The following is a 21,943-nucleotide window of genomic DNA, read 5'->3' as shown; positions in this document are numbered from 1 at the left end:
CGCACCTTCCGGAGAATTCGATGCCCCGCAAACTCGACCTCAGAACTGGCCGGCCCGTCTGGTCCGCCTATCGCGCGCCTGCGGTGCCGACGTCGGCGCTGACCCGGGACGTCAAGACCGACGTCCTGATCATCGGCATGGGCATCAGCGGCGCCATGATGGCCGAGGCGCTGACGGCGGATGGTCACTCCGTGATCTGCATCGACCGGCGTGGACCGCTCAAGGGTTCGACCGCCGCGACCACCGCGCTCGTCCAGTTCGAAATCGACCAGCCGCTTTCAATGCTCTCGAAGATGATCGGCAGAGCCCGCGCCGAGCAGGCCTGGCGGCGCTCGCGGCTCGCGGTTTCCAACCTGGCTGGCCGTATCGAGGATCTCGCAATCGACTGCCGCCCGCGCCGCAGCCAGTCGCTCTATCTGGCCGGCACGATGCTCGGCCCCTCGGAACTTCGCGATGAAGCCGAAGCGCGGCGGCAGGCGGGCATTGCCGCGTCCTATCTCACACCGCGGCCTCTGGCGGAGACATTCGGCATCGACCGCGATGGCGCCATCCTCAGCCATGACAATATCGCGCTCGACCCGCGCAAGCTGACGGCCGGGCTGCTGCTCAGGGCGCTGGCGCGAAAGGCACGGCTTTACGCTCCCGTCGAAGCGACGGCGATCAAGGACAGTACCGACGAGGTGGTCGTGGCCACAAAGGACGGCCCGACCATCACCGCACGGCACGTTGTTCTGGCCACCGGCTATGAACTGGTCGACATCGTGCCGGCGGCCGCACACCAGATCATCTCGACCTGGGCGATCGCAACCCGCCCGCAACCGCGAAAGCTCTGGCCGGGCGCGGCGTTCATCTGGGAAGCGTCGGACCCCTATCTCTACGTCAGGGCGACCGCCGACGGTCGCGTCATCTGCGGCGGCGAGGACGAGGATTTTGTCGACGAGACGCGGCGCGATGAACTGATCGCCGACAAGGCCGCACGCATCGCCGAAAAGCTTGGCCTTGTATTTCCGCAACTCGACGTCAGGCCCGAATTCGCCTGGACCGGGTCCTTCGGCACAACCACCACCGGCCTGCCCTATATCGGCGCCATCCCCAGGCATCCGCGCATCCATGCGGTCATGGGTTATGGCGGCAATGGCATCACTTTCTCGCGCATCGCTTCCGAAATTGTTTCCGCTTCGATCAAAGGAATGACCGACGCGGATGCAGAGCTGTTCGCCTTCAACCGTTGATTGCGCCCCGCAAACAATCCCTCATCACCTGATTGTAACGCACCTGAAACACACTTAAGTCTTTGGTGAAGTCGGCTGCGCGGGAATGGCTCTCGCGGCCCGCTTCTGAGGGAGAGCCAAATGGATTTCAGTGGTTTCGATATTGCGGTCATTGTTCTTGTCGCGCTCGTCGTGCTGGTGCTGTTCAAAGGCATCAAGACAATTCCGCAAGGCTATAACTATACCGTCGAACGCTTTGGGCGTTATACCAAGACACTGAGCCCCGGCCTCAACATCATCACGCCGTTCGTCGACCGCATTGGCGCCAAGATGAACATGATGGAGCAGGTTCTCGACGTTCCGAGCCAGGAGATCATCACCCGCGACAACGCCATCGTCGGTGTCGACGGCATTGCCTTCTACCAGATCCTCAATGCGGCTCAGGCCGCCTATCAGGTTGCCGGCCTGCAGAACGCCATCCTCAACCTGACGATGACCAATATCCGCACCGTCATGGGCTCGATGGACCTCGATGAGCTCTTGTCGAACCGCGACGCCATCAACGAGCGCCTGCTGCGTGTCGTCGACGAGGCGGCGCATCCATGGGGCATCAAGATCACACGCGTCGAGATCAAGGACATCAACCCGCCGGCAAACCTCATCGAATCGATGGGCCGCCAGATGACCGCCGAGCGTAACAAGCGCGCGCAGATCCTGGCCGCCGAGGGCCTCAAGCAGTCGCAAATCCTCGAAGCCGAAGGCCGCAAGGAAGCCGCCTTCCGCGACGCCGAGGCGCGAGAACGTTCGGCCGAGGCCGAAGCCCGCGCCACCCAGGTGGTGTCTGAAGCCATTTCCAAGGGCGATGTGCAGGCGCTGAACTATTTCGTCGCCCAGAAATACACCGAGGCGCTGACCAGGATCGGTTCGGCCACCAACAGCAAGGTCGTGCTGATGCCGCTGGAAGCCTCGTCGCTGATCGGCACGCTTGGCGGCATTGGCGAGATCGCCAAGGAAGTCTTCCGCAGCGAGGGCACGACCGGCGCCCAACGCCAGGCGGCCCGCCCGCCCGTCGTGCGGCCGAACGAAAACTGAGTCCATAGGAGGTCCCTCTTATGTTCGATCGCGTCATCTCCGAACTCGGACCCTGGACCTGGATGGTTCTGGGCTTCGTCCTGCTGGTCATGGAAATCATCGCGCCGGGCATCTTCATGCTCTGGATCGGCATTGCTGCCCTGATCATCGCCGCAATATCGCTGCTGATCTGGGATGCGGCGATCTGGACCTGGCAGGTTCAGGTCCTCGCTTTCCTGGCGCTGTCGCTGCTCTCGGCCTATGTCGGCAAGCGATGGGTCAGCCGGCGCCACGACCCCACGGACCAGCCGCTGCTCAACCGGCGCGGCGCCCAACTGGTCGGCAGGATGGCAACGCTTGCCGAACCGATCCGGGACGGCCGTGGCCGCATCAAGCTCGGCGACACGCTATGGCGTGTCTCCGGCCCCGACCTCCCGGCCGGCACGCAGGTGCGTGTCACTGGGGCAGCCGATACCGACCTGGAACTCACGGTGGAGCGGGTCTGATTTTTTCACAGCAGACCCACCTCGCTAGGTGTGTTGAGATTCAGGTCAGGCCGAGTCGAAAACGGTGGCTTCCGAGAACCGGAGCGGAGCGTACTTTTTGTATGTGAGCACAGGTCTACTATGACGCAGTAGAACGAGGAATCAGGAGGCCGCCGTTTGCAGACCGGCCTCACCTGAATATCGACATGCCTAGGCAGCGCCGATGCGCAGCAGGTCGTGGAAATGCACCACGCCGAGCGGCATGTTGTTTTTGGTCACCACCAGCGCGCCGATATTGTGCTCGTTGAGCAGCGCGATCGCGGTGCCCGCAAGCGTCTGCGGATCAACCGTCTTGGGGGTGCGGGTCATCACCTCGTCGACGATGACGTCGGCCAGGTTGCGGTGCAGGTTGCGCGCCACGTCGCCGTCGGTGATGATCCCGGCCAATTCGCCATTGGTGTCGACGATCAAGACGCAGCCGACCTTCTTCTGCGACAGCGTCATCACCGCTTCCGGCATCTTGGTGCCGAGCACGGCCAGCGGCATCTGGTCGCCGACCCGCATGATCTCGGAGACCATGGTCAGGTTGGCGCCGAGCTGGCCGCCGGGGTGGAAGGTGCGGAAATGGTCCGGCGTGAAGCCGCGCGCCTCGAGCAGCGCGATCGCCAGCGCGTCGCCGACGACCAGTTGCAGCAGCGTCGACGTCGTCGGCGCCAGGCCGTGCGGGCAGGCTTCCGGCGTGCGCGGCAAAAGCAGCACGACGTCGGCCGCGCGCGCCAGCGCCGATGTCTCTCCGGATGTGACGGCGATGAGGGGGATGGAGAAGCGCCTGGAATAGGCGACGATGCCCATCATCTCCTTGCTCTCGCCCGACCATGAGATGGCGATGATGGCGTCGTCCCTGGCGATCATGCCGAGATCACCATGGTTGGCCTCGACGGGATGGACGAAGAAGGCCGGTGTGCCGGTCGAGGCCAGCGTGGCCGCGATCTTCGAGCCGATATGGCCGCTTTTGCCGACGCCGGTCACGATCAGCCGGCCTTCGATCTTCGAGATCATGTCGACAGCCTGCGCGAAAGGCGCGGCCAGTCCATTCTCGAGCGCTTCGGCAAGGGCGGCGATCCCCGCCTGCTCGGTCGCCACCGTTCTCAGGGCCGAATCAATCGACGCTTGCCTGTCCAGGGGCTTCTTATCGAGGGGTCTCGCACGCATGGATGATGCGATTAGCGCTTTGCCGTCCGCCTGTCCAACGGAAATGGCACCAATGCCCCGGGCGGGACTTCCCGCGCGCCGCGCAATCCCGGCTTGACCGGCCGAACGGCCCGCCGCCTCAACCCTCCGTTAACCATCCCCATTTACGGTTCGGTAAGTATGGCGCGCATAGCGCCGCGCAAGCAGTGGTGGCGATGTCCGGGGCCCAGCCAGAAAAATCAAGAGGACGACAGGGCAAGGCGGTATGCGCCTTGTTGCTGGCGACCAGCATCTTTGCGCTGATGCGTCCGGGCCTGCTTCATGCCCAGGAAACGGAGCTGCGCGGCGAGGTTTCGGAATCGGCGATCCTGTCCGACCAGCAACGCAAGGCAAGGCAACTCGCCCTTGCCGCTCAGGGCCAGCAGGCGCCGGCCGCGCAGGACGATGCGCCGCCACGCACCTATTTGCCGGCCAGCGCCGGCGCCGTCCCCGACGATGCCGACACGAACACGGCCACCGGCAGCATTTTCGATCCGCAGGCGACCGACGACGCCTCGACCGACACTCCGACACCACCCAAGCCTCGGCGTCGTCCATCGACCGCCGGGCAGACTGGCGCGGATCAGGACAAGGCCAAGACGGACGCCAGAACAACCGGCAAATCGAAAAAGAAGAAGAACACCACGGCCGCGACCGTGGAAACCACCGCCGCGACAGATGATGCCGACAACGCCGCGACCGATCAGGAAGCCGCCAACCGCCGTGCCCTGACTGTCGACAGCGCCGACAGGCAGAAACTCGATCCTGGCGCCGAGCGCACCGCCGCCATCGAAGGCCAGAACAAGAAGGCCGAGGACGATCCGTTCGCCGCCACCGGCGTCAAATGGGGATCCTTCGTCATCCGGCCGTCGATCGAACAGGGCCTGACCGCCACCACGAACGGCGATTCGAGCAGTGCCGGCACATCGGCGCTGCTGTCGGAGACGGCGTTGCGCTTTTCCGCCATTTCCGACTGGCGCGAGAACTCCGCCACCATCGACGGCTATGGCCTGTTCCGCGAGACCGTGTCGGGCTACCCGGTCCACGACGCGCAGGGCCGCATTGAAGGCCAACTCAATGTCGATCTCGACAATGAACTGCGCGCCATCGCCAAGCTCGGCTATGAAGCCGTGCCGGAAACGGCGTCATCACCCAACGCCATCGCCGGCGTCAGTACCCAGCCGCTCCGGCAGACGATCGACGGCAGTCTCGGCGTCGAAAAGGCCGCCGGCAAGATGCAGTACAAATTGACCGGCGCGGTCTCGCACGACTTCTATGGCGACGCCGAGCTTTCGGACGGCACCTCGCTGTCGCAGAAGGATCAGGACAATACGCTCTATACGGCGACCTTGCGCACCGGTTACGAAATCTCTCCGGCCCTCACTCCGTTCACCGAAATCGAGGTCGGCCGCCGGGTCTACGATCAGCGCATCGACAATGAAGGCTTCGAGCGCTCCTCGACGCGGCTTGGCGCGCGCGCCGGCCTGCAACTCGACATGGGTGAGAAGCTGTCGGGTGAATTCTCGGCCGGCTGGCTGAGGGAAGCGATCGATGACAAGAGCCTGGAAGCGATTTCGGGCGCCACCGTCAATGCCGACCTCAAATGGTCGCCGCAGCGCGGAACCACGATCGGCCTGACCGGCAAGACCACCGTCGAAACCACGACCACCGCGGGCGAAAGCGGCGATATCCTCTATTCCGGCCGTCTGACGGGGGAACGGCTGATCCGTGCCAACCTCACCGCAAATGCGGCTCTGGGCCTCGACTGGCGAGACTATGTCGGCATCGATGGCCATGACAGGATCTTGAGCGCCGAGGCCGGGCTGACCTGGTGGGTGAACCGCTATGCCGGTCTCACCAGCCGGGTTAGAACCGAGAAGCTGACCAGCAACCTGCCAGGCCGCGACTACACCGCCAACAGCGTCTATCTCGGCCTCAAAGTGCAGCGCTGAGGACGCCTGATCTTCCTCATCCCGGGTCTCCGCGACGGAGCTTCGCTCCTGCTCCGCCCGTGGATGACGAAAACCAGAGGTCTAGAATGCGGCCCCGCGGCGCTCCGACGGCTTCATCTCGTCGAGCAGCGTGCGGATGACGCCGGCCATGTTCTCGTTCATGTCGCTGCGCCACAGCGCGAAGGCGACATTGGCCTCGACAAAGCCTTCCGGCGAGCCGCAGTCGAAGGTGCGGCCCCGATAGTGGTAGCCGTAGAAGGCCTGCTGCTTCTCCAGCTTCAGCATCGCGTCGGTGAGCTGGATCTCGTTGCCGGCGCCCTTTTCCTGGCCTTCCAGGATCTTGAAGATCTCGGGCTGCAGGATGTAGCGGCCGTTGATGTAGAGGTTGGAGGGTGCTGTGCCGGTCTTCGGCTTCTCCACCATCTCGGTGATGCGGAAGCCGTGATGCGTATCCTCGCCACGGCCGACGATGCCGTATTTGTGGGTCTCCGCCGGGTCGCATTCCTGCACGGCGATGATGTTGTTGCCGGTTTCCTCGTAGAGCTCGACCATCGACTTCATGCAGCTCTTTTCCGACTGCATGATCATGTCGGGCAACAAAAGCGCGAACGGCTCGTCGCCGACCAGTTCGCGCGCGCACCAGACGGCGTGGCCGAGCCCCATCGGCACCTGCTGGCGGGTGAAGCTGGTCTGCCCCGGCGCCGGTTGCAGCCGCTGCAGGCGGGCCAGCTGCTCGTCCTTGCCGCGCTGGGCCAGCGTGTCATAGAGCTCGAACTGGATATCGAAATGGTCCTCGATGACCGCCTTGTTGCGGCCGGTCACGAAGATGAAATGCTCGATGCCCGCTTCTCGCGCCTCGTCCACCACATACTGTATGACCGGCCGGTCAACGACGGTCAGCATCTCCTTGGGAACAGCCTTGGTGGCCGGGAGGAACCGCGTGCCGAGACCGGCGACCGGGAAAACTGCCTTGCGAACTCTCTTCATGCTTTCAATTATCCGCTTGCTGGCCGGCTCCGCAATCCCCGTCTGGCGACATTTTCGCGCCGGAATTGAAGATTACTGGAGCGAGTGAGGAAAACTTCCACCGGTTAAAGCATCAAGGTGTCTTTTCGTTCCAGGCGACGCCTATGGTAAACTAATTCCTAACCCGGTTCGGCGATGAATGGTCTTTCCTGAGACAGAGAAGGAGGAAAACATGTCCGTTCGCAATGCCGCAAAACGTTTGACCAGCGTCATGACGGCAGCCAGCCTCTCGCTCGCCCTGCTGATGCCCACCGGTCCGGCTTTCGCCGACGCCGGTTTCCGGCAATGGGTCGCCGGCTTCCGCGCCACCGCTGTCGCGGGCGGCGTTTCCGGCGCGGTCTACGACCAGGCTTTCCGGGACATCAAGGAGCCCGATCCCGTGGTGCTGGAGAAAGCGCGCACCCAGCCTGAATTCACCGCGCCCGCCTGGGATTATTTCGACAACCGCGTCCACGACCAGTCCGTCGCCGTCGGACAGCAGATGGCGAAAAAGTGGAAGCCTTGGCTGGACAGGATCGAGGCGAGATTCGGCGTCGACCGTTACATCCTGCTCGCCATCTGGTCGATGGAATCGAACTATGGTGAGATCCTCAAACGCGACGACATCATGCGCAATGTCATTCGTTCGCTGGCGACTTTGGGGTATGGCGACCCGAAGCGGTCCAAATATGCCCGCACCCAGTTGGTCGCGGCCCTGAAGATCCTGCAGACCGGCGACATCGACGAAAGCCACCTGATGGGCTCCTGGGCCGGCGCCATGGGCCAGACCCAGTTCATCCCCACCAGCTACCAGCATTATGCCGTCGACATGGACGGCAATGGCAAGCGCGACATCTGGAATTCCATCCCCGATGCGCTGGCGACGTCAGCCAATCTGTTGAAGAAGAATGGCTGGCAGGCAGGCAAGACCTGGGGCTACGAAGTCTCGATACCGGCCGGCAAACTGCCGGGCGGCTCGAAGACGCTGGCGCAATGGCAGGCGCTCGGCGTCGTCAGGGCCAGCGGCAAGCCGTTCAAGAACCTCACCGACAAGGCGACGCTGAAGGTGCCGGACGGCCGTGGCGGCCCGGCTTTCCTGATGATCAGGAACTTCTCGGTCATCAAGGCCTACAACAACGCCGACAAATATGCCCTTGCCGTTGGCCTTCTGGCCGACGAGATCGCCGGTGGCAACGGCCTTGTCCAGGACTGGAAGCGGCCCTTCACCAAGCTCTCCTTCGAGGAAAGGCAGGAGTTGCAGAAGCGGCTTTCGCAGCACGGGCTTTACGACGGCAAGTTCGACGGCAAGATCGGTGACGGCTCGAAAACCGCCATCATGGCCTATCAGGCAAAGGTCGGCTTGACCCAGGACGGCTATCCGAGCATGGAAGTGCTCAAATGGCTCAGGCAAAAATAGAGCCAGCCACGGCGCCGCGCGCATTTTTGGCGCATGCATCCGGCGCCATGGCAATTTGAACTTGCGCCCGGCCGCAAAACCGGCTCCGGTTTGCGGGCTCAGGGCGCAAGGGGATGGAGGAGTGATTGGTTTCGGCCGCGCGTATCGCGATCCTTGTTCGTCGCACGCCGATCCTTTTTCTGGCGATCGTCCTGCTGGCAGTCGGCGCCGCCGCTGCCTTCCATGCGCCTGCCATGGCGCAGGAACAGCCGCAGCAGAACCGTGGGTGGTCGTTGCGCGATCTGCTTTTCCCGCGCCGCAGCGAGCGCGTCGAGCCACCGCTCGATATCGAAACGGCAAAACCAAAACCCAAGCCCAAGAAACCGCGGGCCCCGCGCCCTCCGGCCCAACCTGAAACTCCCGTGGTCGAAAAGACGCCGGACGCCCGTACCGTGCTCGTGGTCGGCGACTTCATGGCGTCCGGCCTTGCCGAAGGCCTGGACACCGCCTTCGCCGACAATCCCGGGGTCAGGATCGTCGTGCGCAGCAATGGCTCGTCTGGCTTCGTTCGCGATGACTTCTACAACTGGCCCGAACAGATCAAATCGCTGATCGAGACCGAGAAGCCGGCCGCGGTGGTCGTCATGCTGGGCTCCAACGATCGCCAGCAGATGAAGGTGGGGGACGTGCGCGAGCAACCCCGGTCCGAGAACTGGACCAAGGAATATGAGCGCCGGACCGACGCACTCGGCAAGGCTATCGCCACCGCCAAGGTACCCTTCCTGTGGGTCGGCATGCCGGCCTTCCGGGTACCGAAGATGACCTCCGACATGTTGGCCTTCAACGACATCTATCACCAGGCCGCCGAAAGCCACGGCGGCGAATTCGTCGATGTCTGGGATGGGTTTGTCGACGAGAACGGCGCCTTCATCACCACCGGCCCCGACATGAACGGGCAGCCCGTGCGGCTGCGCGCCGATGACGGCATCAACGTCTCCAAGGCCGGCAAGCGCAAGCTCGCCTTCTACACCGAAAAGCCGCTGATGAAGATCCTCGGCCTGGCCGCGCCCGGCAGCATGGCCCCGGCGACGGCACCGGCGGGTGCGCCCGTCGAGGCCCCGGCGCCTGCCTCGGCGCCCATCGTGATCGACCGCACCGCACCCATGCTGCTCAGCGACCCCGCGCTCGACGGCGGCACCGAATTGCTCGGCGCCGCGCCGCCGGCAAAAGCCAATCCGGCTCTTCCCGGGGAACGACTGGTGGTCGAGGGCAAGGCTTCCGAGGCGTCGCCTGGACGCGCCGACGATTTTTCCTGGCCGCCCAAGGCCGAGCCGCCGGCGACGGCCGCAGCGGCCGACACGACGACGGCGATTACCCCTTAATCACGCGGAACTTCCGAGACCGTTTCGACACTCACTTCTACGTGTCCAAACGGTCAGCGCGGCAATACGGTCGACCCCATCAGAGCCTCGTCGATCGAGCGCGCCGCCTGGCGGCCTTCGCGGATCGCCCAGACGACCAGCGACTGGCCACGGCGGACGTCGCCCGCCGCATAGAGCCGGTCGACGCTGGTCCGGTAGTCACGGTCATTGGCCTCGACATTCCGGGAGCGGCGGCTGTCGGTGGTGATTTTCATCTCACCTTCCAGTTCCTTCGCCACGCCGGCCATCGCCGGGCCGGCAAAACCGATGGCGATGAAGGCGAGATCGGCGCGGATGACGAATTCGGTGCCGGCGATCGGCTTGCGCTTCTCGTCGACCTCGCAGCATTTGACGCCGGTCAACTGGCCTTCCTCGCCGATGAATTCGAGTGTCGCCACCTGGAACTCGCGCTCCGCACCCTCGGCCTGCGAGGACGAGGTGCGCATCTTGGTCGCCCAGTAGGGCCAGACCGCGAGCTTGTCTTCCTTCTCCGGCGGCTGCGGGCGGATGTCGAGCTGGGTGACCCGCACCGCGCCCTGGCGAAAGGCGGTGCCGACGCAGTCGGACGCGGTATCGCCGCCACCGACGACGACGACATGCTGTCCGCCGGCGATGATCGGATGCGACGGCCACGCCACCGACTGGATCGGCTCGCCGCCGACGCGGCGGTTCTGCTGCACCAGATAGGGCATGGCGTCATGCACGCCGCCGAGATCGTCTCCCGGAATATTGGCCGCGCGCGGCGTTTCCGAGCCGCCGCAATAGAGCACCGCATCATGTTCGGCCAGCAGTTCGGCGACGGGCTTGTCGACGCCGACATTGACGCCGCAATGGAAGGTCACGCCCTCGCCCTGCATCTGCTCGATGCGCCGGTCGATATAGTGCTTCTCGATCTTGAAGTCGGGAATGCCGTAGCGCATCAGCCCGCCCGGGCGACTCTCGCGCTCATAGACATGGACGTCGTGCCCTGCACGGCCGAGCTGCTGGGCAGCCGCCATGCCGGCCGGGCCGGAGCCGATGATGGCGACCCGCTTGCCGGTCTTCTTCTCCGGCGGATAGGGCCTGATATGACCGGTCTCATAGGCCTTGTCGGCGATCGCCTGTTCCACCGTCTTGATGGCGACCGGAATGTCCTCGAGGTTCAGCGTGCAGGCTTCCTCGCAGGGTGCGGGACAGATGCGGCCGGTGAACTCCGGGAAATTGTTGGTCGAGTGCAGGTTGCGGATCGCGTTGTCCCAGTCCCTGTTGTAGACGAGGTCGTTCCAGTCCGGGATCTGGTTGTGGATAGGGCAGCCTGTCGGCCCGTGGCAGAACGGAATGCCGCAATCCATGCAGCGCGCGGCCTGTTTCTCGACTTCCTTGTCCGACATCGGCAGCGTGAACTCGCGGAAATGCCGGATGCGGTCGGAGGCCGGCTGGTACTTGTGCACCTGCCGGTCGATTTCGAGAAAGCCTGTTACCTTGCCCATAGTCCAGTTCCTGCTGTCCAGATGGTGCGGTTCTCGCCGCACCGGTTAACCTCTTGAGGCAGCCATGGCAACCTTGCCCCGGAGGTCAAACTGTCGATGAAGGTGGGCCGGGAAGCCTGGGCTCCCCGGCAGTTCTCATAGGTTTATTCGGCCGCGACGCCCATGCGCATGCGCTCCATCTCGATCAGCGCGCGGCGATATTCGACCGGCATGATCTTGCGGAATTTCGGCCGGAACGTCGTCCAGTCATCAAGGATCTCGCGGCCGCGCACCGAACCCGTGTAGTGCACGTGGTTCGAGATCAGCTGGTAGAGCCGCTCCTCGTCATGGCTGGTCATGTCGCCCGAGACGTCGACACGGCCCTTGTGGTCGAGGTCGCCGCCATGGTGCAGCAGCTTTTCCATCAAATCGTCTTCTTCCGGAACCGGCTCCAGCTCGACCATCGCCATGTTGCAGCGCTCGGCGAAATCACCCGCCTCGTCCAGCACATAGGCGACACCGCCCGACATGCCGGCGGCGAAGTTGCGGCCGGTCTTGCCGATGACGACCACGACACCGCCGGTCATGTATTCGCAGCCATGGTCGCCGACGCCTTCGACGACGGCAGCGACGCCCGAATTGCGCACCGCGAAACGCTCGCCGGCGACGCCGGCGAAATAGGCTTCGCCCTCGGTCGCGCCATAGAGCACCGTATTGCCGACGATGATGGAGTCGGCCGCGACGATCCTGGCCTCTTCCGGTGGCCGGATGACGAGGCGTCCGCCCGACAGGCCCTTGCCGACATAGTCGTTGCCGGCGCCGACGAGTTCGAACGAGATGCCGCGCGCCAGGAAGGCGCCGAAGGACTGGCCGGCGGTGCCGGTCAGCTTGACCTGGATCGTGTCCTCGCGAAGCCCCTTGTGCTTGAAGCGCTTGGCCACTTCGCCCGACAGCATGGCGCCCGTCGAACGGTCGACATTGCGGATGTCGACCTCGATCTTGACCGGCTGCTTGGCCTCCAGCGCGGGCCTGGCCAGTTCGATCAGCTTGCGGTCGAGCACGTCGTCGATCGGATGCTTCTGGCGTTCGGTCCAGTGCGCCGCTTCATGCGGCACATCGGGCTTGTAGAACATCCTGGAGAAGTCGAGGCCCTGCGCCTTCCAGTGCTGGATCACGTCGCGCTTCTCCAGAAGGTCGGCGTCGCCGATGATCTGGTCGATATGGGTGAAGCCCATTTCGGCCAGCAGCGCCCTCACCTCTTCCGCCACGTAGAAGAAGAAGTTGATGACATGCTCAGGCGTGCCCTTGAAGCGCTTGCGCAGCACCGGATCCTGGGTGGCGACGCCAACCGGGCAGGTGTTGAGATGGCACTTGCGCATCATGATGCAGCCGGCCGCGATCAGCGGAGCGGTCGAGAAGCCGAACTCGTCGGCGCCGAGCAGCGCGCCGATGATGACGTCGCGCCCGGTGCGCAACCCACCATCGACCTGCAGCGCGACCCTGCTGCGCAAGCCGTTGAGCACAAGAGTCTGGTGCGTTTCGGCCAGGCCCATTTCCCACGGGGAGCCGGCATGCTTGAGCGAGGTCAGCGGCGAGGCACCCGTGCCGCCATCATAGCCCGAGATGGTGATGTGGTCGGCGCGCGCCTTGGCGACACCCGCCGCGACCGTGCCGACACCGACTTCCGAGACCAGCTTGACCGACACATCGGCCGCCGGGTTGACGTTCTTCAGATCGTAGATCAGCTGCGCCAGATCCTCGATCGAATAGATGTCGTGATGCGGCGGCGGCGAGATCAGGCCGACGCCGGGCGTCGAGTGCCGGACCTTGGCAATGGTCGCGTCGACCTTGTGGCCGGGCAACTGGCCGCCCTCGCCGGGCTTGGCGCCCTGCGCGACCTTGATTTGCATGACATCGGAATTGACGAGGTATTCGGCCGTCACGCCGAAGCGGCCCGAGGCGACCTGCTTGATCGCCGAGCGTTCCGGGTTCTTGCCGCCGCCAGGCAGCGGCAGATAACGGTCGGCCTCTTCGCCGCCCTCGCCGGTGTTCGACTTGCCGCCGATCTGGTTCATGGCGCGCGCCAGCGTGGTGTGCGCCTCGCGCGAGATCGAACCGAACGACATCGCCCCGGTCGAGAAACGCTTGACGATGTCGGTCGCCGGCATGACGTCGTCGAGCGCGACCTTCTTGCGCCCGGTGTCGTCCGCCAGCCTGATCTTGAACAGGCCACGGATGGTCTGCGCGCGGGCCGTCTCGCTGTCGATCTGCGCGGAATAGTCCTTGAACGTCTCCCACGAGCCCTGACGCACGGCGTGCTGCAAGGTGGCGACCGCGTCGGGCGACCACATATGCGCCTCGCCACGCATGCGGAAGAGGTATTCACCACCGACGTCCAGGCTGTTGCGCAACACCGGATCGCTGCCGAAACCATCCGTATGGCGGCTGACCGTCTCGCCCGCGACCTCATCCAGCCCGACGCCTTCGATCAGCGTCGCGGTGCCGGTGAAATACTTCTCGACGAAATCGGTCTTCAGCCCGATGGCGTCGAAAATCTGCGCGCCGCAGTAGGACTGATAGGTCGAGATGCCCATCTTGGACATCACCTTGAGGATGCCCTTGCCGATCGACTTAATGTAGCGCGACACGACCTCGTAGGCGTCGACCTCTTCCGGCAGTTCGCCGCGCTTGTGCATGTCGAGCAGCGTGTCGAAGGCAAGGTAAGGGTTGATCGCTTCGGCGCCGTAGCCGGCGAGACAGCAGAAATGATGCACTTCGCGCGGCTCGCCGGATTCCACGACCAGGCCCACGGAGGTGCGCAGCCCCTTGCGGATCAGGTGATGATGCACAGCGGCCGTCGCCAGCAGGGCGGGAATCGCGATCCGGTCCGGCCCGACCTGGCGGTCGGACAGGATGATGATGTTGTAGCCGCCGGCAACCGCCGCCTCCGCGCGTTCGCAGAGCCGGTCGATGGCGCCCTGCATGCCTGCGGCGCCCTCGTTCGAGCCATAGGTGATGTCGATCGTCTTGGTGTCGAAACGGTCCTCTGTGTGGCCGATGGAGCGGATCTTTTCGAGATCGCCATTGGTCAGGATGGGCTGGCGAACTTCGAGCCGCTTGCGGCGCGAACTACCCACAAGATCGAAAATGTTCGGCCGCGGCCCGATGAAGGACACCAGGCTCATCACCAGCTCCTCGCGGATCGGATCGATGGGCGGATTGGTGACCTGGGCGAAATTCTGCTTGAAATAGGTGTAGAGCAGCTTCGACTTGTCCGACATCGCCGAGATCGGCGTGTCGGTGCCCATCGAGCCGACGGCTTCCTGGCCGGTGGTCGCCATCGGCGACATCAACAGCTTGGTGTCTTCCTGGGTGTAGCCGAATGCCTGCTGGCGATCGAGCAGGCTGACATCCTTGCGCAGCGCGCGTGGCTCGACCGGCTTCAGATCTTCCAGGATGAGCTGCGTGTTGGCGAGCCAGGTCTTGTAGGGGTGCTTGGTGGCGATCTCCGACTTGATCTCCTCGTCAGGCACGATGCGGCCCTTGGCAAGGTCGATCAAGAGCATGCGGCCGGGCTGCAGCCGCCACTTCTGGACGATCTTCTCCTCCGGCACCGGCAGCACGCCGGCCTCCGAAGCCATGATGACGCGGTCATCGTCGGTGACGATGTAGCGTGCCGGACGCAGTCCGTTGCGGTCGAGCGTGGCGCCGATCTGGCGGCCATCGGTGAAAGCAACTGCGGCCGGCCCGTCCCACGGCTCCATCAGCGCCGCATGGTATTCATAGAAAGCCTTGCGGTCGGCATCCATGAGCTTGTTGCCGGCCCAGGCTTCCGGGATCAGCATCATCATGGCGTGGCTGAGGCTGTAGCCGCCCTGGAACAGGAACTCGAGCGCATTGTCGAAGCACGCCGTGTCGGACTGGCCGTCATAGGAGATCGGCCACAGCTTCGAGATGTTGTTGCCGAACAGCTCGGAATCGACGGACGCCTGGCGCGCAGCCATCCAGTTGTTGTTGCCGCGCACCGTGTTGATCTCGCCATTGTGCGCGACCATGCGGTAGGGATGCGCCAGCTTCCACGACGGGAAGGTGTTGGTCGAGAAACGCTGATGCACCAGGATCAGCGCCGTCTCGAACCGAGGGTCCTTGAGATCCTTGTAATAGGCGCCGACCTGATAGGCCAGGAACATGCCCTTGTAGACGATGGTGCGCGCCGACAGCGACACGCAATAGGCGCCGATATCCTTGTTGTCGTTCTCGGCATAGATGCGGCCCGAAATGACCTTTCGCAGCAGGTAGAGCCGGGCCTCGTACTCCTCATCATCGGGAATGTCCGCCGTGCGGCCGATGAACACCTGGCGATGGAACGGCTCGGATGCCGCGATGTCGGGCGCCTTCGACAGCGACGAATTGTCGACGGGCACGTCGCGGAATCCGAGCAGCGGCAGCCCCTCGGACTGCGCCGATTCGGCGATGATGTCCTCGATATGGGCGCGCAGCGCCGCGTCCTGCGGCATGAACCAGTGCCCGACGCCATACTGGCCAGCCGGCGGCAGTTCGATGCCGTTGGCCGCCATTTCCTCGCGGAAGAACTGGTCGGGAAGCTGCACCAGCACACCAGCGCCATCGCCGACCAGCGGGTCGGCGCCGACGGCGCCGCGATGCGTCAGGTTTTCGAGCACGGCAAGGCCGTCCTTGACGATCTGATGCGATTTCACGCCCTTCATGTTGACGATGAAGCCGACGCCGCAGGCGTCATGCTCGTTGCGCGGATCGTAGAGGCCCCGAGCGGCAAAACCGGTTCGGCCGATGTCGGTTCGAGGCGTATTTTTGACGGCAGCCGCTTTCGTCTGCGCGGCCTGGCCGTTCGTCGCAGAGAGCGTCATGTCCGTCATTGTCCTGTCCTCCATTCCAGCCCTTCAGGCGCTGGCCATTCGTCGGTCGCTAATTTGCCTCGGCAAGCGCTTGGCTCACCCTGATCCTTGCGGCACGTCTTGCGAAATCCTTGCCGAACCAGGCGGCTTTCCGCATGGTTCGCATCTGGTATCGTACAGGCCAGCGTCTGGCCGTCCACCTGTCGCTCGCGGCAACAGCCGGAGAGGCCAATATGTTACGCCAATCCAGCCTGTTTTGTGCGACAAAATAAGACAGCACTACTGTCCTAAATTTTTATGGCAGAATTCCCTGGCGCACACAAGACCGATTCACAAAAAACTTGAGGCTTCCGCGACATAAAATTACGTGAAGATGAGAGAAAACGTAAGCTTCAGTCGCCGTTTCCCGCCTGCGCCACGGCTGGCTTTAACGGTTTTCCAGCATCTGGCTCTTGCGGTTGGAACATGAAACCGGTCAACTCCGCACCGATTTCCCCAACACAGGCAGATGCATGTTCTTCGCTTCCGACAATTGGGCAGGCGCCCATCCCAATATCGTTGCCGGCCTGTCGGCCGCGTCCGCCGGCTTCGCCACCGCCTATGGCGACAGCGCGCTCGACCAGGCAGTCTACCAGCGCTTCAACGAAATTTTCGAACGCGAGGTCGCGGTCTTCTTCGTGGCGACTGGCACCGCCGCCAATTCGCTGTCGTTGACCACCTTCAACAAGCCCGGCGGCATTTCCTTCGCCCACCGCGAATCGCACGTCATCGAAGACGAGTGCGGTGCGCCGGAATATTTTTCCGGCGGCGCGCGGCTGCATGCCGTCGACGGCGCGCTCGGCAAGATCGACCCGCACAATCTGGAGCGAACCATTGGCCGCTTCGCGCCCGAAATCGTCCATTGGGGACGGCCAATGGCGGTTTCGATCACCCAGTCGACCGAGGTTGGCACCATCTATGGCCTGAACGAGATCGAGACGATTTCGGCCATCGCCAAACAGCATTCCGTGCCCTTGCACATGGATGGCGCCCGCTTTGCCAATGCGCTGGTCGCGCTCGACACGACGCCGGCCGAAATGACCTGGAAACGCGGTGTCGACATCCTGTCCTTCGGCGGCACCAAGAATGGCTGCTGGTGCGCCGAGGCGATCGTGCTGTTCGACCTCGACCGCGCCAGGGAGTTGGCCTTCCTGCGCAAGCGCGCCGCCCAGCTGTTTTCCAAGTCGCGCTTCGTCGCGGCGCAGTTCGAAGCCTATTTTAGGGACGACCAGTGGCTCGATACGGCACGCCACGCCAACGCCATGGCCGCACGCCTCGGGGCGGCGATCGAGGATTCGGCCCATGCGAAGCTGGCCTGGCTGCCGCAGGCCAACGAGGTGTTCGCGGTGATCAAGAAAGCCGAGGCCGACAGGCTGCAGGCCGCCGGTGCCGCCTTTTACGACTGGCACAAGCCGCATGGATTTGACGGCCATATCGGCGAGGACGAGTTGCTCTATCGCTTCGTCACCAGCTTTGCGACGTCAGCCGAGGAGGTCGACCGCTTTGGCCAGCTGATCGCCGGATAGGCGACCTTGCGGATAACAAAAAGCGGCGCCTTTCGGCGCCGCTTCCGTCTCGGGAGGAGACTTAAACGTTAGGCAGCGGTCTTGGCCTCGATCTGCTTGGCCTTGGCCGGAGCCGAGGTGATCGCGATCTTGCGCGGCTTCAGTTCCTCGGGAATGTTGCGCTTGAGATCGACGAAGAGCAGGCCGTTCTTCAGCGCGGCGCCGACGACTTCAACGTGGTCGGCAAGCTGGAAGCGGCGCTCGAAGGCCCTGGAGGCAATGCCGCGATAGAGCAGCTCGGAGCCTTCGCCGGTGCCCTCATCCTTGCGCTCACCCTTGACGGTCAGCACGTTGCGGTGGGCTTCGATCGAGATCTCTTCGTCCGAGAAGCCGGCGACCGCCATCGAGATCCGATAGGAATCCTCACCGGTACGCTCGATGTTGTAGGGCGGATAGGTCTGCGCGCCATCCGGCTGCGCAAGCGAATCCAGCATGGTGAAGAGACGGTCGAAGCCGACGGTCGAACGGTAAAGCGGGGAAAAATCAACGTGACGCATGAGGTGTTCTCCTGTTGAGCAACATGGTTTGCGTATGGTCGGTGCGAAACCCTTGAGCGGCGTTTCGGGAGGACCAGCGGCCCCGACATTGGCGACCGCATTCCACATTTGGGGAGCGCCCGAATGCATTTCAAGTTTCGCCGGATGGCAAAAAACCACGCCGCCTGCCCCCCTGATGAACGGCAGATGAACCGGACCTTCGGCGCGCGTTCAGACGGGTGCCGCTAGAGTGACCTCAAGATCAAGGATTGGCGGTGCTGGATTTTGCAAAGGTGCCGCAACGAGGCCGAACCGGGTGTTAACGTCCCTTCCTCCCGGATCGACAGGGGCCGGAAGTGCGCTCTCAAGCGGCTTCCGGCTTTCCCGTTGCCGATCTTCCCTCGCCCGGAATTCCTTTGCTTTTGACGCATTGGCGTCTATCACCTTGACGAGGCCAGCCGCGACGGGCTGGTGAGACGCCGAGCACAAAGCGCCGAATGACGGACCTTCTCCACGAGACGCCGCTTTTCCACGAAACCGAGGGCAATCCGCGACCGGAAAACGCCACCGGCGGCTTCTTCGTCACGCGCGATCGCAAGAGGATCCGCTATGGCCTGTTCGCGGCGGTGGCGCGGCCGATGCGCGGCACGGTGGTGCTGCTGTCCGGCCGCAACGAGTGCATCGAGAAATATTTCGAGACCATCCGCGACCTTGCCGCCCGAGGCTTCGGCGTCGCCACGCTTGACTGGCGCGGCCAGGGTGATTCCGACCGGCTGATCCGCGACCGCCAGCGCGGCTATGTCAGGTCCTTCCGCGATTATACCGCGGATCTCGAGCAGTTCTTCGAGGAGATCGTGCTGCCCGACTGCCGCGGGCCGTACTATATCCTGGCCCATTCGGCGGGTGCCGTGATCACGCTGCTTGCCGCGCCATCCATGGTGAACCGTGTGCGCCGCATGGTGCTGATCGCGCCCTTCCTGACCTTGCCCGACCTGCCGGTCTCGATCAGGACGGTCCGCCGTGTCTGTTCGTTTTTCTGTGCATTGGGGCTCGGCCGGCTCTACGCCGCGTGGGGTCCACGGCCGAGACAAACACTGCCTTTCGAGGCCAACAAGGTCACGACGGATCCGCTGCGCTATCGCCGCAACACGCGCATCTATGAGGAGCATCCGCAATTGGCGCTTGGCGGCCCGACGATCCGCTGGCTGCAGGCAGCGGCGAAGGCATCGGAAGCGATCAGCGACCCCGACTTCATGGCCCGGATCCAGGTGCCGTTGCTGATCATCGCCGCCGGTGCCGACCAGGTCGTCTCGACCAAGGCGGTCGAAACCTATGCCAGAAGTCTGCGGCTCGGTTCCTTGCTGATGATCGACGGTTCCAAGCATGAAATCCTGCAGGAAGTCGACCTCTACCGCGAGCAATTCCTGGCCGCCTTCGACGCCTTCATTCCCGGCTCCGACGACCCGACGGCCTGACCCATGGCGCTGTGCTCCACGGGCGGGCATAGCTGACACACCGTTGTCAGGAACGGGGCTTCGGCCAGCCGAGCAGCACGCAAAGTGCTAAAGATTCTGACAGCCCGGCCCACCTGGGAATGCTCATTTGCATGCGTTGAATTGAACGCCATGGAGATGAGATCATGACCGAGAAAACCTGCGCCGCCTGCGATTGCCAGCTGGACGCCAACCCGATCCGCGTCAAGGTCGGCGGCAAGACCGTCGAGGTCTGCTGCGAGGAATGCGCGAAGGCGCTGAACGAAGCCGGCGCCTCGGCGTCTGGCGTGAGCGAGGATTGAGCCATGCGCCCCGATCATGCAGCGGCGCAACGCCTGGCTGGCCGAGGCCCGGCGCCGGCAATCCGCACCGAAACCCTCCGGCCGACCGTGCTCGCCCAATGCGTCGCGGGGGCCAGATGGCTTGGCCGTCAGGTGGAGAAACGCCGAAGCCGCCTTGCCTTGCTCGAAATGAGCGACGAACAGCTCAAGGACATCGGCCTGTCACGCGGCCAGGTCTATTCGGAATTCAAGCGCCGATTGCGGGACTGAGGCGCGTTTTCCAGAAGTCTCCTGACAGGAATAGACAGGCCGTTCGCGTAAAATGCCACCGCGATGCCGGAGTGATTTTTCGGCGAGAGGAAAGCGCAACGGCCATGTCGCAATTCGCGGTTCAGCCGCTTCTAGATACCGGCATAGTCAAGGTGCGGGACGTCGTCTGCGGCGGCCAATGCCGTCACAGGAGCGATGAGGAATGCACGGCGGCCACGCATTTGGTGTTTCCCTATCGCGGCGTCTTCGTGCGCCATGTCGGCCGCAACGACGCTGTCGCGGAAGCCAACCAGCTGCTGTTCTTCAATGAGGCCGAGCCCTATCAGGTCAGCCACCCCGTCGAGGGCGGCGATGCCTGCCTCGACCTCGTCATGGAGGAAGGCCAGTTGCGCGAACTGGCGCCGAAGGAGCAGTTGCGCGCTGGCGACCGCGTGGCGTTTCGGCGCCAGCGCCGGCGCATCGACCCGCGCGCTCAGGCGCTGGTGGCAATGCTGCGCCACAGCCTGAACCGCAATATCGCCGAAACGCTGGAAGCCGAGACGCTTGCCCTGACCCTGGTGCGGCGCTCGCTCGGCGAGCGCACCTCGCATGTCGCGGGTGCCAGCCTCGGACGGCAGAAGCTGGTCGACCGGGCCAAGCTTGTGCTGTCTTCGGACCTGACACGCCGCTGGACGCTGGCCGGGATTGCCGCCGAGGTTGGCGTGTCGCCGGTCTATCTGACCCAGGTGTTCCAGCAGGTCGAGGCCATGCCGCTCTATCGCTATCATCTGCGCCTGCGCCTGGCGCGCGGGCTCGACCTGCTCGGACGCTACGACAATCTGACCACGCTGGGCATGGACCTCGGCTTTTCCAGCCACAGCCATTTCAGCGCCTCGTTCAAGCAGGTCTATGGCCGTACGCCGGCGGAATTCCAGCGCTCGATCCGATCGCGCTGAAGCCGATCAGCCGCGCAGGGCAGCCATGGCGGCCGCGTGAAGCTCCGGTGTCGCCGCAGCCAGCACATCGCCACCCTTTTCCGCCGGTCCGCCGTCGAAAGTGGTGACGACACCACCCGCCTTCTCGATGATCGGGATCAGCGCCACGATGTCGTAGGGCTTCAGGCCGGGGTCGGCGACGATGTCGACGCTTCCCGAGGCGATCATGGCGAAGGCATAGCAATCGGCGCCGTAGCGGGCGAGCTGGACCTGCTTCTCGAACGCGTCGTAGCGCGTGCGCGCCTCGCCCTTGAACAGCGCCGGCGTGGTGGTGAACAGCGTTGCCTCGTCGAGTTTTGTCGTCTTGCGGGTGGAAAGGTGGCGCGGTCCGCCCGGCCCTTCATAGTGCGAGCCGGAGGCGTTGGCGTAGAACAGTTCGCCGGTGAAGGGCTGCGCCATCATGCCGGCAACCGCGTCGCCGTCGACCGTCAGCCCGACCAGCGTCCCCCACACCGGCAGGCCGGAGATGAAGGCCCGCGTGCCGTCGATCGGGTCGATCACCCAGACATGCCGGCTGGAGATGTTCTCGCTCCCGTGCTCCTCGCCGAGAATGCCATGGTCGGGATACTGCGCCGATATCAGCGCCCTGATGGCGCGTTCGGTCTCGCGATCGGCTTCCGTGACCGGGTCGAAACTGCCTTTTTCCTTGTTGGCCACGGCACCCTGGGCGCGAAAGCGCGGCAGGGTTTCCGCCGCTGCCGCCTGCGCGATGCGGCGCATGAAATCGATGCTGACGTCCAACTGATTCTCCC

Annotated in this window: 17 protein-coding genes; 11 read left to right on the top strand and 6 right to left on the bottom strand. The window is 63.9% G+C overall.

The features are described 5' to 3' along the window. Positions 1 to 20 precede the first annotated feature (20 nt). From EB815_RS10275 to EB815_RS10265, 3 genes are all read left to right on the top strand, one after another. Positions 21 to 1,232, top strand: a complete 1,212-nt coding sequence (locus tag EB815_RS10275) for an NAD(P)/FAD-dependent oxidoreductase (RefSeq protein WP_056577493.1) — start codon at positions 21 to 23, stop codon at positions 1,230 to 1,232. Positions 1,233 to 1,352: 120 nt separating this feature from the next. Beyond that, positions 1,353 to 2,303: an SPFH domain-containing protein gene (locus tag EB815_RS10270; protein ID WP_056577496.1), complete on the top strand. Its 951-nt coding sequence runs from the start codon at positions 1,353 to 1,355 to the stop codon at positions 2,301 to 2,303. Positions 2,304 to 2,323: 20 nt separating this feature from the next. Next, the gene (locus EB815_RS10265) at positions 2,324 to 2,788 is read left to right on the top strand and encodes an NfeD family protein (protein WP_056577499.1); all 465 of its coding nucleotides are present in this window, start codon (positions 2,324 to 2,326) and stop codon (positions 2,786 to 2,788) included. A 189-nt stretch (positions 2,789 to 2,977) separates the two neighbouring features. Here the strand turns inward: EB815_RS10265 and EB815_RS10260 are convergent, their stop codons facing one another. After that, positions 2,978 to 3,979 carry a KpsF/GutQ family sugar-phosphate isomerase gene (locus tag EB815_RS10260; RefSeq protein WP_056577502.1) on the bottom strand — a complete coding sequence of 334 codons (1,002 nt, stop codon included), beginning with the start codon at positions 3,977 to 3,979 and terminating at the stop codon, positions 2,978 to 2,980. 194 nt (positions 3,980 to 4,173) lie between these two features. Here EB815_RS10260 and EB815_RS10255 point away from each other — a divergent pair, with 194 nt between their 5' ends. Continuing rightward, a complete protein-coding gene (locus EB815_RS10255) occupies positions 4,174 to 5,949 on the top strand; it encodes an outer membrane beta-barrel protein (RefSeq protein WP_056577506.1) in 1,776 nt (591 codons plus the stop codon). Between the two features lie 81 nt (positions 5,950 to 6,030). On the opposite strand, the gene galU is transcribed toward EB815_RS10255, so the two are convergent. After that, positions 6,031 to 6,936 carry a UTP--glucose-1-phosphate uridylyltransferase GalU gene (gene galU / locus EB815_RS10250; protein WP_056577509.1) on the bottom strand — a complete coding sequence of 302 codons (906 nt, stop codon included), beginning with the start codon at positions 6,934 to 6,936 and terminating at the stop codon, positions 6,031 to 6,033. A 211-nt stretch (positions 6,937 to 7,147) separates the two neighbouring features. Between galU and EB815_RS10245 the strand changes: the two genes are divergently transcribed. Beyond that, positions 7,148 to 8,371: a lytic murein transglycosylase gene (locus EB815_RS10245; RefSeq protein ID WP_056577929.1), complete on the top strand. Its 1,224-nt coding sequence runs from the start codon at positions 7,148 to 7,150 to the stop codon at positions 8,369 to 8,371. 125 nt (positions 8,372 to 8,496) lie between these two features. Further along, on the top strand, positions 8,497 to 9,732 hold the full coding sequence (locus EB815_RS10240; protein ID WP_056577513.1) for an SGNH/GDSL hydrolase family protein: 1,236 nt from the start codon (positions 8,497 to 8,499) through the stop codon (positions 9,730 to 9,732). Between the two features lie 53 nt (positions 9,733 to 9,785). On the opposite strand, the gene EB815_RS10235 is transcribed toward EB815_RS10240, so the two are convergent. Together EB815_RS10235 and gltB are read right to left on the bottom strand one after the other, a co-directional pair. Further along, on the bottom strand, positions 9,786 to 11,240 hold the full coding sequence (locus EB815_RS10235) for a glutamate synthase subunit beta (protein WP_056577516.1): 1,455 nt from the start codon (positions 11,238 to 11,240) through the stop codon (positions 9,786 to 9,788). Between the two features lie 143 nt (positions 11,241 to 11,383). Then, entirely contained in the window at positions 11,384 to 16,114 is a 4,731-nt protein-coding gene (gene gltB, locus EB815_RS10230) for a glutamate synthase large subunit (protein WP_056577519.1), read from the bottom strand. A gap of 491 nt (positions 16,115 to 16,605) precedes the next feature. Between gltB and EB815_RS10225 the strand changes: the two genes are divergently transcribed. Continuing rightward, positions 16,606 to 17,658 (top strand): threonine aldolase family protein, encoded by a 1,053-nt coding sequence (locus EB815_RS10225; protein ID WP_056577523.1) that lies wholly within the window; start codon positions 16,606 to 16,608, stop codon positions 17,656 to 17,658. A gap of 68 nt (positions 17,659 to 17,726) precedes the next feature. Here EB815_RS10225 and EB815_RS10220 read toward each other — a convergent pair whose 3' ends face one another. Beyond that, on the bottom strand, positions 17,727 to 18,194 hold the full coding sequence (locus tag EB815_RS10220; RefSeq protein ID WP_013893124.1) for an Hsp20 family protein: 468 nt from the start codon (positions 18,192 to 18,194) through the stop codon (positions 17,727 to 17,729). A 476-nt stretch (positions 18,195 to 18,670) separates the two neighbouring features. Between EB815_RS10220 and EB815_RS10215 the strand changes: the two genes are divergently transcribed. The 4 genes from EB815_RS10215 to EB815_RS10200 all read left to right on the top strand — a co-directional run bounded on the left by EB815_RS10215 (position 18,671) and on the right by EB815_RS10200 (position 21,152). Next, positions 18,671 to 19,648: an alpha/beta fold hydrolase gene (locus tag EB815_RS10215; RefSeq protein ID WP_056577527.1), complete on the top strand. Its 978-nt coding sequence runs from the start codon at positions 18,671 to 18,673 to the stop codon at positions 19,646 to 19,648. 164 nt (positions 19,649 to 19,812) lie between these two features. Beyond that, positions 19,813 to 19,968: a hypothetical protein gene (locus EB815_RS10210; protein ID WP_171883282.1), complete on the top strand. Its 156-nt coding sequence runs from the start codon at positions 19,813 to 19,815 to the stop codon at positions 19,966 to 19,968. Between the two features lie 3 nt (positions 19,969 to 19,971). Next, complete coding sequence (locus tag EB815_RS10205; RefSeq protein WP_056577530.1) at positions 19,972 to 20,217, top strand: DUF1127 domain-containing protein; 246 nt, start codon at positions 19,972 to 19,974, stop codon at positions 20,215 to 20,217. A 104-nt stretch (positions 20,218 to 20,321) separates the two neighbouring features. Next, positions 20,322 to 21,152 carry a helix-turn-helix transcriptional regulator gene (locus tag EB815_RS10200; RefSeq protein WP_056577533.1) on the top strand — a complete coding sequence of 277 codons (831 nt, stop codon included), beginning with the start codon at positions 20,322 to 20,324 and terminating at the stop codon, positions 21,150 to 21,152. A gap of 6 nt (positions 21,153 to 21,158) precedes the next feature. Here the strand turns inward: EB815_RS10200 and hisN are convergent, their stop codons facing one another. After that, the gene (gene hisN, locus EB815_RS10195; RefSeq protein WP_056577536.1) at positions 21,159 to 21,932 is read right to left on the bottom strand and encodes a histidinol-phosphatase; all 774 of its coding nucleotides are present in this window, start codon (positions 21,930 to 21,932) and stop codon (positions 21,159 to 21,161) included. Positions 21,933 to 21,943 lie beyond the last annotated feature (11 nt).

Origin of the sequence: Mesorhizobium loti, assembly GCF_013170705.1 — a bacterium.
Classification (GTDB): Bacteria; Pseudomonadota; Alphaproteobacteria; order Rhizobiales; family Rhizobiaceae; genus Mesorhizobium; species Mesorhizobium loti_D.
The sequence above is the reverse complement of the archived record's forward strand: the minus strand, read 5'-3'. Positions and strand labels throughout refer to the sequence as shown.

Coding starts and splice junctions, on each gene's coding strand:
- EB815_RS10275 (WP_056577493.1), top strand. CDS start 21: ATGCCCCGCAAACTCGACCTCAGAACTGGCCGGCCCGTCTGGTCCGCC.
- EB815_RS10270 (WP_056577496.1), top strand. CDS start 1,353: ATGGATTTCAGTGGTTTCGATATTGCGGTCATTGTTCTTGTCGCGCTC.
- EB815_RS10265 (WP_056577499.1), top strand. CDS start 2,324: ATGTTCGATCGCGTCATCTCCGAACTCGGACCCTGGACCTGGATGGTT.
- EB815_RS10260 (WP_056577502.1), bottom strand. CDS start 3,979: ATGCGTGCGAGACCCCTCGATAAGAAGCCCCTGGACAGGCAAGCGTCG.
- EB815_RS10255 (WP_056577506.1), top strand. CDS start 4,174: ATGTCCGGGGCCCAGCCAGAAAAATCAAGAGGACGACAGGGCAAGGCG.
- galU (WP_056577509.1), bottom strand. CDS start 6,936: ATGAAGAGAGTTCGCAAGGCAGTTTTCCCGGTCGCCGGTCTCGGCACG.
- EB815_RS10245 (WP_056577929.1), top strand. CDS start 7,148: ATGTCCGTTCGCAATGCCGCAAAACGTTTGACCAGCGTCATGACGGCA.
- EB815_RS10235 (WP_056577516.1), bottom strand. CDS start 11,240: ATGGGCAAGGTAACAGGCTTTCTCGAAATCGACCGGCAGGTGCACAAG.
- gltB (WP_056577519.1), bottom strand. CDS start 16,114: ATGACGGACATGACGCTCTCTGCGACGAACGGCCAGGCCGCGCAGACG.
- EB815_RS10225 (WP_056577523.1), top strand. CDS start 16,606: ATGTTCTTCGCTTCCGACAATTGGGCAGGCGCCCATCCCAATATCGTT.
- EB815_RS10220 (WP_013893124.1), bottom strand. CDS start 18,194: ATGCGTCACGTTGATTTTTCCCCGCTTTACCGTTCGACCGTCGGCTTC.
- EB815_RS10215 (WP_056577527.1), top strand. CDS start 18,671: ATGACGGACCTTCTCCACGAGACGCCGCTTTTCCACGAAACCGAGGGC.
- EB815_RS10210 (WP_171883282.1), top strand. CDS start 19,813: ATGACCGAGAAAACCTGCGCCGCCTGCGATTGCCAGCTGGACGCCAAC.
- EB815_RS10205 (WP_056577530.1), top strand. CDS start 19,972: ATGCGCCCCGATCATGCAGCGGCGCAACGCCTGGCTGGCCGAGGCCCG.
- EB815_RS10200 (WP_056577533.1), top strand. CDS start 20,322: ATGTCGCAATTCGCGGTTCAGCCGCTTCTAGATACCGGCATAGTCAAG.